The organism is Klebsiella sp. 10-1 (genome assembly GCF_009758445.1).
In the GTDB taxonomy this organism is placed as follows: domain Bacteria; phylum Pseudomonadota; class Gammaproteobacteria; order Enterobacterales; family Enterobacteriaceae; genus Klebsiella; species Klebsiella scottii.
The window spans coordinates 292,249-306,290 of sequence record NZ_WQRE01000002.1; the positions used below are offsets into that span (position 1 = coordinate 292,249).

The following is a 14,042-nucleotide window of genomic DNA, read 5'->3' on the forward strand; positions in this document are numbered from 1 at the left end:
CGCTGTGCAGAGCCAGCGTTGATAAAAAACATCAGTCCGTGATTCGTTGCGCATGATAATTGAAGAGCCGTCATCTGCGCAATTTTTATACTATGACAATTTTATTCGGACTGATGGAAACGAAATACCGGCAACAGATAACGCTGCGCCTGAGCAATAATTTCGTCATAGTAAGCAGGCTCAAGGGTGCGCCACAGGCGCTGGTACCAGACATCGCTACCCTCACCGCTAATCACCATATTGCCTTCATACGCCTGCAGAAACTTGCTGCGCGCTTTTTGCTGCGTCTCGTCGTCCAATAACATGACATCCTTTTCGGCGTCATAACAGGCTTTTAGCCATGCCCCCGCGCTTTCAGGCAGCAGCAGCAGCGGCTTTGACATGCCCTGTAAATAGCCGGCAACCAGCTCATCAAGATATGCCTTCGCCTGCTCCTGCGCCAGCGGCGGGAAACGCCATTCGCCCTCTTTACGCACCAGCAGACGGCTGGTGCCGGAGCCGCCGCCAGCACAGTAGACAAGGTGCTCCAGCCAAAGTTGCATTCCCTGCGCCACGCTGAGCAGCGAAGGCCGCCAGCGCAGCAGGCCGTCAGATTGTACCTGCTGCAGCCACCCCGTAATGTTGACACCGTTACATTGCAGATCGATTTCCATGCTTTGCCCCGGCTGGCGGCTGGCCACCACCCGTTCCGCGAGGTTCTGCATCTCCTGGCGCTGGGTCTCCCAGGCCAGTTCGCCGAAGGCTCCGTAGGGTAATTCGCCCGCCGCGCGGAAGCGGCGGTACATCACCGAGGCATCCTGCTGTTCAATCAGCGTATTCAGCAGCTGCTGATTGAGCTGGTAGCGGCTCAGCCCTTCGAGGGTGAACGGTTCGTCGTCCGGGATCCCGCTCTCTTCTGAGCGGAAATTTACCCGCAGCCGCTGCTGAAAGAAGGCGCGAACCGGATGCTGCCAGAAGCGCAGCAGCTGTTCAAACGGCAGAGTGTCGATTTCCGCCGCCGGAAGCGGCTGGATAAAGTCGCCGTGCGCCTCCCCCTGCTGGCTGGCGGCAGCCAGCCATTCCCGGGCGTAGCTTTGCTCTTCATCGTCGCGGAAGTTGGCCGTATCGAAGGGCATGCGGCTATGCAAATGGGTAATATGCGCTTTGACCCGCCGCTCGCTGGCGTCACAGTCCAGTTCCTCATCGCCCGCCAGGCAGTGGCTCTGGCCGATATAATCCGCCAGCTCCTGTACCAGCACCGATGGGTAGCGTTCGCTATTATCCTGGATTGAGCGGCCGATATAGCTGATATAGAGCTTCTGCTCGGCCGACATCAGCGCTTCGAGGAACAGGTAGCGGTCATCATCGCGGCGGCTGCGGTCGCCGCGCTGCGGCTTCTGGCTCATTAAGTCAAAGCCTAGCGGCGCCAGGGCGCGTGGGTAAACGCCGTCATTCATCCCCAGCAGACAAACGACTTTGAACGGGATAGAGCGCATTGGCATCAGGGTACAGATATTGACCGGGCCGGCCAGGAAACGCTGGCTGATACGCTGCTGATCGAGGCGCTGCGCCAGCTCATCGCGCAGTAAAGAGAGCGGCACCGTCTGCGCATACTGCGCCTGCGCGCCTTCGCCAATCACCGCCTGCCACTGCTGTTCAATCAGCGCCAGCGCGGCTTCCGTTTCGCTGTCGGGCAGGAAAAAGTCGTCCAGCAGGCCCCGGCACAGCGGCAGCCATTCCGCCAGCGGACGTTCAACCGCGAGCTCCCGACGCCAGAGGTTGAGCTGCATCAGCAGCGACGCCAGGTTGCCCACCAGTTCGGCAATCAGCCCGCTGGACTCGTCGTACGGCAGGACCGACTGCCACTCTCCCTGGCTGCTGTCCATCGCGTAGCCCAGCAGCATACGCGTGAGGCCAAAGCGCCAGGTGTGCTGCCCGGTGGCGGGGAGATCCAGCTCGCGCACGTTATCGTCATCCATGCCCCAGCGCACGCCGGATTCGTTCACCCACTGACGCAGGTAGCGCAGCCCTTCTTCGTCGATATTAAAACGCGCCGCCAGCACCGGGACATCCAGCAGAGCCAGCACGTCTTCGCTGGCAAAGCGGCTGTCGGGCAGGGAAAGAAGCGTGATGAACGCCTGCAGCGCCGGATGCGATTCGCGGGCCCGGCGGTCCGAGATGGCCCACGGCAGCCAGCGCTCGCCGCTGGCGGCACCGAACACCGCTTGTATATAGGGGCTGTAGCTGTCGATATCCGCCACCATCACGATAATATCGCGCGGCGTAAGGTCGGGGTCCTCCTCCAGCATCGCCAGCAGCCGGTCGTGCAGCACTTCTACTTCGCGCTGCGGGCTATGGCAAACGTGAATGCTCAGGCTGCGGTCGTTGGGAGCGAGCAGGCGCTTGCTGCGGCTATGAGCAAACTCTTGCGCCGTACGCCCCGCCACCGCCATATTGCGCAGCTCAAGGATGTCAGACTGCAGGTTATGCAGCAGGTTATCCGAAGCGATATCCACAAATGCATCCAGCTCTTCGTAACGCTCCAGCCCGGCCAGCAGATAGATGTAGTCCCGCCCCAGCTTGCCCCATGAGGCCAGCAGCGGGTTACCGATATCCTGTTCACCGTCGTCGTTAAACAGGCCGGGTGCCTGCTCTGCATCGCGAAATAGCGGTAGCTCTCGCGGCTCGCGATGGTGGCGGCGCTGACGCGACATCAGCTTTGCCAGAAACGCCGGATCTTTAATATCGCCCCAGTAGTAGCGGCACGGGTTGGTGAAAAGAACGTATACATCAACGTGTTTTCCGAGAGCCTGCAGCGCCTGCAGGTAGACCGGCGGCAGCGCCGAAATACCGCAAATAAAGACCCGCGACGGCAGCCCGGCCGGCGGCTCATCCGCGGCCTCAAGCGTGCTGATAAAACGCTGGTACAGGTTGGCGCGATGCCACAGTGGCTGTCCCAGCTCGGCGGTATGTTCGACTAACGCCTTCCACAGCGGCGCCTGCCACTGCTGGGCGTCTCCCAGACCGTCAACGCGCTCGTCTGCTTCCCAGCGCATCAGCCATTCCGGGCGATAGACCAGATACTGGTCGTAGAGATCCGCCACCCTGGCGGCCAGCTGGAATAGCTTACGCTTGTCGCTGTCGTCGCTGAGGTAGTGGCGCAGCAGGGCGAAGGCTTCGTCATCCAGCCTCTGCGGCAACAGGGTCATCAGCTTCCAGCTCATGCTCTGTTTGCTAAACGCGCTTTCGCCGGGGATATCGGAGAGCACGCGCACAAACATATCCCAGATAAAGCTCGCCGGGAGAGGAAACTCGATGTTGGCGGCAATACCGAAGCGTTTTGCCAGCGTCATCTGCAGCCATTGCGCCATCCCGGTACTTTGCACCAGCACCATTTCCGGCTTGAAAGGGTCGTCCAGCCGCTGGCGCTCGACGATAAACTCCATCAGCGCTTCAAGGACATCCAGACGGTTTGAGTGGTACACCCTTAACATATTCGCTCCTGACTACTGGCTGACCGGACAATGCAGCCGGGTCATCTGTACCCGCTTTTCCAGCGGCATGGTGATCGTTACCGTGATGCTGACACATCTTGCTGTCGATGTCTGCAAGCGGGTAATGCTCCCGCTTGCCGGGGATTCTGGCGGCTTGAGCTGCCCATAGCGCCACGCGTCTCGCCACAGCTGGCGATACTGGTTTAGCTGAGTAAAGCCGCCGGCCAGCCCCCGCTGGTAGCCGCTAAGGGCGGTAATAACCATCACCAGCAGCGCCGTTGCGAGGATCGTTTCCGGCAGGCTAAAGCCCCGCTGGCGGCTCAGGGCATCTGACATAGGCTCGGCTCCTTCAGCGGGCAAAAATCGCTCCAGCCGTGGGGCGAGAAGCGCACGCTTCCCTGCTCCACCCGGCCAGAGTGCCACAGCAGCACGCGGCCGCTGGCGGCGATCAGCAGCGCCGACGCATCGCTAAATACCCGCAGACAGACGTGCCAGCCTTCGGCGCCCGACCGTCGACACGCCTGCGCATCCTGCGCTGACCAGGTTAGCGTTTTCCCCCACTGCAGGGCGGAGTGCGCGCCAGCGGTATCGCGCAGCGCCCGGGTTTCGCCGGCGGTTTGCGCCAGCAGCGAGCGCTGCTGCTGGTTGAGCCCCTGCAGCAGCAGGCTGCCGAGCGCCAGCAGGAGCAGCACCATCAGCAGCGAAGAGAGCCCGCGCTGACGGTTCACAGGTTATACCCCGTCACGCTGTATTCCGCCTGCGCCGTGATGCGGTGATCCAGCGTCGAGCGCGCGGCCAGCATGATGCTAAGCTCCGGAGCGAAGCCGGTAATATTGTGGCGCTTAACCTGAAAGCGGGTCACCTCGATGGCGCTGGGGTTGGTCATTCTCTCCCAGCCTTGCTCGCCGCAGCTGGTCGCGCCGCGCCGGGTTTCGAGCGCGCCATTGCGCAGCCGAAACCCCGTCGCATCAGACATAGCCTCCGGCGAGGTATTCCAGACGCCGTCGCTCGCGCTGTCCCAGCGGACGATCGCGCAATCACCGCTGCCGGCAATGTGCAGCGGCTGCCCAACGCAGCTGCCGCGACAATAGCCGGCTCGCTGCAAATGCTTAGCAACCGTGAACAGCCGCTGCCAGAGCTCATTATCCAGGGAGTGCTGTTGGGTCTGTTTCAGCACCTGTCGCTGCAGCGCGGGCAGAAAGCGCGCGGTTCCGAGGAGCAAAACGGAGCCAATGGCCATCGCAATCAGCGTCTCTGGCAGCGAGAACCCTCGCGCGTCTACAGACATGATGCCGTCTCCATCCCGCGACAAAGGCGGATACGCCCCCAGTTAGAGACGATGATATTCCAGCCATCGCCGGCGTTTTGCAGACGGATATGCCCGGCCCAGGCGCTGTTGCGCAGGCCGTAAAAGCCCAGGCCCGGCGTGATGTTTGTCAGCGAGACTTCAGGCCAGTGCGGATGCAGCGTAAAGGGCCCCTTCGCCGCGCAGTCGGCCGGGGTGTCAGAGGCGCTCAGGCACCAGCCCTGCGCTGCTTGCCCAACGCTCAGCAGCCGATCGCGGTTATGCCAGTTGGCGTCATCGCGCAGCAGCACCAGATAGTCGCGGACCTGAACGGCGGTTTGCCACAAGCGCTGCTGCTGCTGCCAGCTATTCCAGCCGAACATCCCGCTGGCGCCGAGAATCATCACCAGCGCCAGCGTCACCAGGGTTTCAATAAGGGTATAGCCACGTTGTCTGTTCATAGGGCGAGTATGGGGATGACCCGGCCCCGGCGCGAGGGGCAGATCAGCCATTAGCGTAGCGCGTCGAAGAGTATCGGGAGATTTACAGGGAGTTGCAGAAAATCAGGAAGCGGGCGAGCAAAAGCGGCGCCGGCCAGAACGCTCAGTCCGGCGAAAGGCCCAAGAAGTCCGGGCGCAAAAACCGGCGCAACGCGCGTCATCGCGGTTGGTTAACAGAAGTTACGCCCAGCGACGATTATCGCGGCCGGGACAAAAAAAATGCCAGTCGGCGGCTTAGCTGACTGGCATGGGCGCGGCGGGCGCCGGCTTTGCTTATCGCGAGATAGCTGCGGAATTAAATCGCCACCGGCGCTTTAATGCCCGGATGCGGATCGTAGCCTTCGATATCAAAGTCTTCAAAACGGTAGTCAAAAATCGACGCCGGTTTGCGCTTGATCACCAGCTTCGGCAGCGGACGCGGCTCGCGGCTCAGCTGCAGATCGGTCTGCTCAAGGTGGTTGCTGTAGAGGTGAGTATCCCCGCCGGTCCAGACAAAATCACCCACTTCCAGATCGCACTGCTGCGCCACCATATGCACCAGCAGCGCGTAGCTGGCGATGTTGAACGGCAGGCCGAGGAACACGTCGCAGGAGCGCTGATAGAGCTGACAGGAGAGCTTGCCGTCCGCGACGTAGAACTGGAAGAACGCGTGGCACGGCGCCAGCGCCATTTTATCCAGCTCGCCGACGTTCCATGCCGAAACGATGATCCGGCGCGAGTCCGGGTCGTTTTTCAGCTGTTCCATCACGGTGCTAATCTGGTCGATATGGCGGCCGTCCGGCGCAGGCCAGGAGCGCCACTGTTTGCCGTATACCGGCCCCAGATCGCCATTTTCATCCGCCCATTCATCCCAGATGGTGACGTTGTTTTCGTGCAGATACGCAACGTTGGTGTCACCCTGCAGGAACCACAGCAGTTCATGGATGATGGAGCGTAAATGACAGCGCTTGGTCGTCACCAGCGGGAATCCCTCCTGCAGGTTAAAACGCATCTGATGGCCGAAAATCGAAATCGTGCCGGTACCGGTGCGGTCATTTTTTTGCGTGCCCTCGGCGAGCACTTTCTGCATCAAATCAAGATACTGTTTCATGGTTCCTCAAGAAGTTTGTTGCTGCGGAGGACGACGGTACGCCCAGACCATCATAATGATACCCGCAAGCACCATTGGAATCGAAAGAATCTGCCCCATGCTGATGTACTGGACCCATTCGCCGGTGAACTGCTGATCCGGCTGGCGGAAGAATTCAACGATAATACGGAACAGACCGTAGCCGATCAGGAACAGGCCTGAGACTGAGCCGGTCGGGCGCGGTTTACGGATAAACAGGTTCAGGATCAGGAACAGCACGATACCTTCCAGCGCCAGCTCGTACAGCTGCGAGGCGTGTCGCGGCAGGGCTCCGTAGGTGTCGAACAGCGATTGCCATTCCGGATGCGAAGGCAGCAGCGCCATGTCTTCCGCCCGCGAGCCGGGGAAGATCATCGTGTAGTGGAAGCTCGGATCGACGCGGCCCCACAGCTCACCGTTAATGAAGTTGCCCAGACGACCGGCGCCGAGGCCAAACGGGATCAGAGGCGCAATAAAATCAGCAACCTGGAAGAAGGTGCGCTTAGTGCGTTTGGCGAAAATGATCATCACCAGAATCACCCCGATCAGACCGCCGTGGAACGACATACCGCCGTCCCAGACGCGGAACAGATAGAGCGGATCCTGCAAAAACACCGGCAGGTTGTAGAACAGGACGTAGCCGATACGCCCGCCGAGGAAGACCCCGAGGAACCCGGCATAGAGCAGGTTTTCAACTTCGTTTTTAGTCCAGCCGCTGCCCGGACGATTGGCCCGACGGGTGGCTAACCACATCGCAAAAACAAACCCGACCAGGTACATCATGCCGTACCAGTGAAGGGCGACTGGCCCAACGGAAAATATTACCGGATCAAACTCCGGAAAATGCAGGTAGCCACTATTCATCTGTCACCATAAAGACTTGTTATTCCGCCGAAAGTGGACAGCGGTGATCTTGCGCACTCGCAGAAAACGGGCGCTCCAAAGGTTGCGAATGATAGCATAAGCGCCAGGCGCGATCCGCGCCGGGCGTGTAAAAGATATGTATACGAATGCGAATAAGCGCCGGAAAATTTCCCTGCGGCCGGCGCGCTACGCCCGTCCGGGCCGGGAATACCCGGAGAGCGGCGCAAACGCCTCATCAGAACTATCGACCGCCGCGAATCAGGCCGCCCAACCCTCGACGCTCCATAAAGGCCGCAACCTGATGGCGAACTTCCGTCGTCATCTGCGCCTCCAGGCTACGCCGGGAAAGCTCCTGGGCCTCTTCGATGTCAATGCGGCGCAGCAGGTATTTGACCCTTGCCACCGACCGGCCGTTCATCGACAGGTGGCGATAGCCAAGGCCAATCAGAATGGTGACGCACATCGGATCCCCGGCCATTTCACCGCAAAGACGCAGGTCGATGCCGAAGCGCTCGGCGTCGCGGGCAATCATCGCCAGCGCCCGCAGCACCGCAGGATGCAGGCTGTCGTACATATTCGCCACCCGGGTATTGTTGCGATCGACGGCGAGGATGTACTGCGTCAGGTCATTGGTGCCGACGGAGATAAAATCGACGCGGCTGGCGAGCTGCGCCAGCATGAAGACCATCGACGGCACCTCCAGCATCACGCCGATGCGCGGGCGCGGAATGGCGTAGCCAATCATCTCTTCAACTTCGCGGCTGGCGCGGTCGATCAAACGGCGCGCCTCGTCGACCTCATCGAGGCTGGTGATCATCGGCAGCAAAATGCTGAGGTTGCCGGTGGCGGCATTCGCGCGCAGCATCGCCCGCACCTGAATCAGGAAGATCTCCGGCTGATCGAGCGTAATGCGGATCCCGCGCCAGCCGAGGCACGGATTCTCTTCGCTGATCGGCATATACGGCAGCTGCTTATCCGCGCCGATGTCGAGGGTACGCAGCGTAACCGGCTTCTCGTTAAACATCTGCAGCATGCCCTGATACTGGGCGACCTGCTCCTCTTCCGACGGAAAGCCGCTCTGCAGCATAAAGGGGATTTCGGTGCGGTACAGGCCGATACCGTCAATAAAGCCGCCGAGCTTCTCTTCATGACCGAGGCTCAGGCCGGCGTTCAGCATGACCTTAACCCGCTCACCGCTTTTCAGCTCAGAGGCGCGCTCAAGGTCATCTTCCGCCAGGCGGCTGAGTTCGTTCTCTTCGCTGATCAGGCGCTGATACTCTTTCAGCAACGCCGGTTCCGGGTCGACCAGCAGCTCGCCGCGGTAGCCGTCCACGACCAGGGTATGCCCATGAAGCAATGAAGGCTGAATGTCGGCCCCCATAACCGTCGGGATCCCCAGCGCGCGCACCATGATGGCAGCATGCGAGTTGGCCGCTCCATCGCGTACGACAACACCTACCAGCCTGTCCTGGGGGACTTCCGCCAGCGTCGTCGCCGAGAGCTCGTCGGCGACCAGGACGATACGTTCCGGCCAGGTGTTTGGCCCCTGAGTCGTATCGTCAAGATGAAACAGCAGCCGCTGGCCCAGCGTGCGCAGATCGCCGGCCCGTTCTTTAAGATAGCCGTCGCTGAGCGCCGCAAACTGCTCAGCGAATTTCTCGATAATTTTTTTCACCGCCCATTCGGCGACGGCCCCTTTGTCTACTTCCGCAAAGAGTTCGCGACGCAGGCGCGCGTCGGAGAGCAGGTGTGAATAGAGGTCGAAGATAGCCGACGTCTCTTTTTGCGCCCCGGCGGCGTAGCGCTTACTGTAGCGACGAAACTCGCTGGCCGCCTCTTCCAGCGCTCCGGTGAGACGCTCGCGCTCGGAAGCCGTGTCCAGCGTTGAGGCTTCGTACACCTGCTCCATCTGCGGCAGGCTGACGTCCATCCAGCCTTCGGCGATTGCCACCCCCGATGAGGCGGGCAGCGCGCGGATTCGCGTCTGGCGATACTGGCCAAATAGCGCGGTCAGCTGCGACTGGGAGAGAATGGCGGCCATCTGCGTCGCCAGGGTAACGAGGAAGGACTCCTCGCTTTCGTCAAACTGACGCAGCTCGCGCTGCTGCACCACCAGCACGCCCAGCAGCTGACGGCGCTGGATAATCGGCACGCCAAGAAAAGCGCGGAAGCGGTCCTCTTTTACGGCCGGAATATATTTAAAGCTGGGGTGTTTTTGCGCATCGGCAAGGTTGATGGGCTCCGCCAGGCGCCCGACAAGACCCACAAGGCCTTCGTCAAAAGCGAGCGCAACGGTGCGACCGCGAGGTTTTTTCAGCCCGCGAGTCGCCATCAGGTAGTAGCAGCGTCGGTCGTGATCGGCCAGATAAACCGAGCAGACTTCCGTTTCCATCGCTTTGCAGATATCCGTAACCAGGATATCCAGCGCCTCGTTTAAACGCGGGGCACTCGCGACCTTCTCGACGATTTCTCGTAACCGAGTGAGCATAATGTGCGTGGCTTAACCTCTTTTACGTCGATATGCAGGCGCGCTTTGCGGCTTAGGTGCCGTTTCGGCCAGCGACATCGTGACGCTGGCGAACTCTTTCATCACCCGGCGGTAAACGTCGCGCTTAAACGATACCACCTGACGAACCGGATACCAGTAGCTTACCCAGCGCCAGCCGTCGAACTCAGGCGTGCTGCTGGTTTGCATATTGACTTCCGTATCGCTGCCGATCAACTGCAGAAGAAACCACTTCTGTTTCTGGCCGATACAAACCGGCTTCGTGTCCCAACGCACCAAACGTTTAGGCAATTTGTAACGCAACCAGTTACGGGTAGAGGCCAGAATGCGGACATCTTTACGACTTAGCCCAACCTCTTCAAACAATTCCCGATACATTGCCTGCTCGGCTGATTCTCCTGGATTAATGCCCCCTTGCGGGAACTGCCACGAGTGCTGACCATAGCGCCTGGCCCACATAACCTGGCCCTGGCGATTACAGATTACAATACCGACATTTGGGCGGTAGCCATCGTCATCAATCACCGGACTACCTCAAAATAATCTTCAATGTGAACGATTGTTTCACACTCGCCGGAAACGGTAAACCACTCTGTTGCCACACGGCTCACGAATAACATTTGAATAACTCACAGTTATCAGCAGAGTTATAAACAGCGTTAGCTATCACAGCGCCATTTTATTCACTTTTTCTGTGGATAGAGTTGTGAAGAAGTATGGAATTACCCAGGGAAAACCCGGAGTAGTCCTAAACGCTTACCCATAGCCATATTTAATAATGGCATTATATTCATTAAGTTAGAATGCATTATTTTCATAAATTACAGCATAACGTGATGATCATCACACATGCGATCCCGGAACTGATGAAAGATCGAACAATGTCGGTTTTATCCACAGATTACGCGAGCTCATCGGACATATTTTGTCTAAAAATTCGATTTTCGTCGCACGTCAAGGCTGTAAATGGAAACAGTAGTGACGCTTTTCCCCAGTTATCCCACTTTTCTGTGGATAACATGGTGTAAGATCCTGTTCATTGCCAGTGACCAGTTCTGGAAAACCCGCCGCGGTAATTTTTTTCGCGGCAAAAAAGACAAAAAAAAGTCATATGAATCATCAAATTGTCATACTTACCCAGGAAAAGGTAAACTCTATCCACAACGCACAAAAATAGCGCTTATTTTTTAACCAGAGGTTTCATCTTATGCCCACCCTCTCGCCCCTGCTTGCACCGCCGCAAACCCAGCAGCAGCTTTTAGCCCAGGCCCAGCGGCTGGCGGGCTATTCGCTGGGTGAGCTAGCCGCGCTGGCGGGTATTCCGATTCCGCGCGATCTGAAGCGCGATAAAGGATGGACGGGCATCCTGCTGGAGATTTGGCTAGGCGCCAGCGCCGGGAGTAAACCCGAGCAGGATTTCGCCGCGCTGGGCGTCGAGCTGAAAACGATCCCCGTGGACGCCCAGGGGCGGCCGCTGGAAACCACCTTTGTCTGCGTCGCTCCGCTCACCGGCAACAGCGGAGTCACCTGGGAGAGCAGCCACGTCCGCCATAAGCTCAAGCGCGTACTGTGGGTGCCGGTAGAGGGCGATCGCGCGATCCCGCTCGCGCAGCGTCGGGTCGGGGCGCCGCTGCTTTGGACCCCCAACGAAGAAGAGGATCGGCAGCTGCGAATGGACTGGGAAGAGTTAATGGATCTGATCGTGCTGGGCCAGGTCGAACGCATTACCGCCCGCCACGGCGAAGTGCTGCAGCTGCGCCCGAAAGCCGCCAACAGTAAAGCCTTAACCGAGGCTATCGGCGCACACGGCGAACCGATCCTCACCCTGCCGCGCGGTTTCTACCTGAAGAAAAACTTCACCGCCGCCCTGCTGGCTCGCCATTTTCTGCTCAGCCACGATTAATTTTTTGTTCTGCCTGCCGGGTTGCATATAATTGCTACTTTCTTTTTTGCAGGACTTTGAACAATGTTATTTGCATGGATAACCGATCCTAACGCCTGGCTGGCGCTGGGTACGCTGACGTTGCTGGAAATCGTACTCGGGATCGACAATATTATTTTTCTCTCTCTGGTTGTTGCCAAACTACCCACCGCCCAGCGCGCCCACGCGCGACGCATCGGGTTAATGGGCGCAATGCTCATGCGTCTTGGGCTGCTGGCCTCTATCGCCTGGGTCGTTAAGCTGACCAATCCGCTGTTTAGCGCGTTCGGCCACGACGTCTCCTTCCGCGATCTGATCCTGCTGCTCGGCGGCCTGTTCCTGATCTGGAAAGCCAGTAAAGAGATCCACGAATCGATCGAGGGGGAAGAGGAAGGGCCGAAGACCAACGTCCACTCTTTTATGGGCGCAATTGTGCAGATTATGCTGCTGGATATCATTTTCAGCCTCGATTCGGTGATCACCGCCGTTGGGCTCTCGGACCATCTGTTCATCATGATGGCCGCGGTGGTTATCGCGGTGCTGGTGATGATGTTTGCCGCCCGCTCGATTGGCGACTTTGTTGACCGCCACCCGTCGGTGAAAATGCTGGCGCTGGCGTTTTTGATTCTGGTTGGCTTTACCCTGATGCTCGAAAGCTTCGGTATCCATATCCCGAAAGGCTACATCTACTTCGCGATGTTCTTCTCGATTGCCGTCGAAAGCCTCAACCTGCTGCGTAATAAAAAAAATCCGCTGTAACCCGCAAAAATGCAGCCCAAACCTGGGCTGCAATCTTTTTTAAGACTTTACTGCTTTTTATGTCTCACAAATCAGGCTATTAATACACTGGTGTGAGGTGCGACCATTATAGAGGTGTTAACGATGAAAAAATGGGCAGTGTTGATTTCCGCCGTAGGACTGGCCTTCTCGGTTTCCGGTTGCAGCAGCGATTACGTTATGGCGACAAAAGACGGGCGCATGATTTTGACCGACGGTAAGCCGGCGGTTGACGACGATACCGGTCTTATCAGCTACGAAGATCAGCAGGGCAATAAAATGCAGATCAATCGTGACGACGTTTCACAAATTATTAAGCGCTAAAAGATTGCGGCGGCTCGCCGCTTGCCGGCAATCGCCTGGCAACGCGCCCTCTGCAACCAGCCTCGGTGTTGAGAAAAGAGTCGGGTAAACCTGATACGTCCGCGACAGCAGCCTGCGGACCCCACCAGCCCGGCTTTTTTGATCTTTTTACTTCCTCTTTTTCTTCCCCTCTGCCATTTTGATACTCCTTTGTCGGGGAAAGCCTGACCTTGTCGATAAAAAAGGAAGCCGGCTATGCAGTATCACCGTATCCCACACAGTTCTCTCGAAATCAGCACGCTGGGGCTGGGCACTATGACTTTTGGTGAACAGAATAGCGAGGCCGACGCTCACCAACAGCTCGACTACGCTGTCAGCCAGGGCATCAACCTGATTGATGTCGCTGAAATGTATCCTGTCCCGCCGCGCCCGGAAACTCAGGGGCTGACGGAAACCTACGTCGGCAACTGGCTGGCGAAACACGGCAGCCGCGAAAAGCTGGTTATCGCCTCCAAAGTCAGCGGCCCTGCGCGTAACAACGACAGCAGCATCCGTCCAAATCACGTTCTGGATCGCAAAAATATCCGCGACGCTCTGCACGATAGCCTGAAGCGCCTGCAGACCGATTATCTCGATCTTTACCAGGTTCACTGGCCGCAGCGCCCGACCAACTGCTTCGGCAAGCTGGGCTACACCTGGACCGACTCCGCGCCGGTGGTCACCCTGCTGGATACCCTGGAAGCGCTAACCGAATTCCAGCGCGCCGGCAAAATCCGCTATATCGGCGTTTCCAACGAGACGGCGTTTGGCGTGATGCGCTATCTGCACCTCGCGGATAAGCACGACCTGCCGCGTATTGTCACCATCCAGAACCCGTATAGCCTGGTGAACCGCAGCTATGAGGTTGCGCTGTCGGAGGTAAGCCAGTATGAAGGCGTAGAGCTGCTGGCCTACTCCTGCCTGGCATTCGGTACGCTGACCGGGAAGTATCTCAACGGCGCGAAGCCGGCCGGGGCGCGCAACACCCTGTTCAGCCGCTTTACGCGCTACAGCGGCGAGCAGACACAGCTGGCGGTCGCGGCATATGTCGATATCGCAAAACGGCATAACCTAGATCCGGCACAAATGGCGCTGGCCTTCGTGCGCCGTCAGCCGTTTGTCGCCAGCACTCTGCTCGGCGCCACTTCGCTGGATCAGCTGAAGACCAACGTCGAAAGCCTGCATCTTGAGCTCAGCGAGGAGGTTCTGGCGGAGATTGAAGCGGTGCACCGGATTTATACCTACCCGGCGCCGTAAACGGCTTAT

General features: G+C 58.6%; 13 protein-coding genes and 1 pseudogene. 5 read left to right on the forward strand and 9 right to left on the reverse strand.

Going from position 1 to position 14,042, the window contains the following annotated elements; genetic code table 11:
• Positions 1 to 101 precede the first annotated feature (101 nt).
• The 9 genes from recC to rppH form a co-directional block, all read right to left on the reverse strand.
• Positions 102 to 3,473 (reverse strand): exodeoxyribonuclease V subunit gamma, encoded by a 3,372-nt coding sequence (gene recC, locus GO007_RS09470; protein WP_095098860.1) that lies wholly within the window; start codon positions 3,471 to 3,473, stop codon positions 102 to 104.
• A gap of 12 nt (positions 3,474 to 3,485) precedes the next feature.
• Complete coding sequence (locus tag GO007_RS09475; protein ID WP_095098863.1) at positions 3,486 to 3,809, reverse strand: prepilin-type N-terminal cleavage/methylation domain-containing protein; 324 nt, start codon at positions 3,807 to 3,809, stop codon at positions 3,486 to 3,488.
• Positions 3,794 to 4,201, reverse strand: a complete 408-nt coding sequence (locus GO007_RS09480; RefSeq protein WP_095098865.1) for a DUF2509 family protein — start codon at positions 4,199 to 4,201, stop codon at positions 3,794 to 3,796. Before GO007_RS09480 ends, GO007_RS09475 begins: the two co-directional genes overlap by 16 nt.
• On the reverse strand, positions 4,198 to 4,761 hold the full coding sequence (locus GO007_RS09485) for a prepilin peptidase-dependent protein (protein WP_095098867.1): 564 nt from the start codon (positions 4,759 to 4,761) through the stop codon (positions 4,198 to 4,200). The genes GO007_RS09480 and GO007_RS09485 overlap by 4 nt, the downstream gene beginning before the upstream one ends.
• Positions 4,752 to 5,219, reverse strand: a complete 468-nt coding sequence (locus GO007_RS09490) for a prepilin peptidase-dependent protein (protein ID WP_095098871.1) — start codon at positions 5,217 to 5,219, stop codon at positions 4,752 to 4,754. Before GO007_RS09490 ends, GO007_RS09485 begins: the two co-directional genes overlap by 10 nt.
• Before the next feature lie 334 nt (positions 5,220 to 5,553).
• Positions 5,554 to 6,348 carry a thymidylate synthase gene (thyA, locus tag GO007_RS09495; protein WP_095098874.1) on the reverse strand — a complete coding sequence of 265 codons (795 nt, stop codon included), beginning with the start codon at positions 6,346 to 6,348 and terminating at the stop codon, positions 5,554 to 5,556.
• Between the two features lie 6 nt (positions 6,349 to 6,354).
• Positions 6,355 to 7,230 (reverse strand): prolipoprotein diacylglyceryl transferase, encoded by an 876-nt coding sequence (lgt, locus tag GO007_RS09500; protein WP_095098877.1) that lies wholly within the window; start codon positions 7,228 to 7,230, stop codon positions 6,355 to 6,357.
• 241 nt (positions 7,231 to 7,471) lie between these two features.
• Complete coding sequence (ptsP, locus tag GO007_RS09505) at positions 7,472 to 9,718, reverse strand: phosphoenolpyruvate--protein phosphotransferase (RefSeq protein ID WP_095098880.1); 2,247 nt, start codon at positions 9,716 to 9,718, stop codon at positions 7,472 to 7,474.
• Between the two features lie 12 nt (positions 9,719 to 9,730).
• A complete protein-coding gene (rppH, locus tag GO007_RS09510; protein WP_095098883.1) occupies positions 9,731 to 10,261 on the reverse strand; it encodes an RNA pyrophosphohydrolase in 531 nt (176 codons plus the stop codon).
• Between the two features lie 453 nt (positions 10,262 to 10,714).
• Between rppH and GO007_RS29535 the strand changes: the two are divergent.
• From GO007_RS29535 to GO007_RS09535, 5 genes and pseudogenes are all read left to right on the forward strand, one after another.
• A pseudogene (locus GO007_RS29535) lies at positions 10,715 to 10,855 on the forward strand (hypothetical protein); the annotation flags it as partial.
• 88 nt (positions 10,856 to 10,943) lie between these two features.
• The gene (gene mutH, locus GO007_RS09520) at positions 10,944 to 11,639 is read left to right on the forward strand and encodes a DNA mismatch repair endonuclease MutH (RefSeq protein ID WP_095098888.1); all 696 of its coding nucleotides are present in this window, start codon (positions 10,944 to 10,946) and stop codon (positions 11,637 to 11,639) included.
• A gap of 63 nt (positions 11,640 to 11,702) precedes the next feature.
• Positions 11,703 to 12,416 (forward strand): TerC family protein, encoded by a 714-nt coding sequence (locus tag GO007_RS09525; protein WP_045857424.1) that lies wholly within the window; start codon positions 11,703 to 11,705, stop codon positions 12,414 to 12,416.
• Positions 12,417 to 12,539: 123 nt separating this feature from the next.
• Positions 12,540 to 12,758, forward strand: a complete 219-nt coding sequence (locus tag GO007_RS09530; RefSeq protein WP_004867116.1) for a YgdI/YgdR family lipoprotein — start codon at positions 12,540 to 12,542, stop codon at positions 12,756 to 12,758.
• Positions 12,759 to 12,992: 234 nt separating this feature from the next.
• The gene (locus tag GO007_RS09535; RefSeq protein WP_095098891.1) at positions 12,993 to 14,033 is read left to right on the forward strand and encodes an NADP(H)-dependent aldo-keto reductase; all 1,041 of its coding nucleotides are present in this window, start codon (positions 12,993 to 12,995) and stop codon (positions 14,031 to 14,033) included.
• The last annotated feature ends 9 nt before the right edge of the window (positions 14,034 to 14,042 follow it).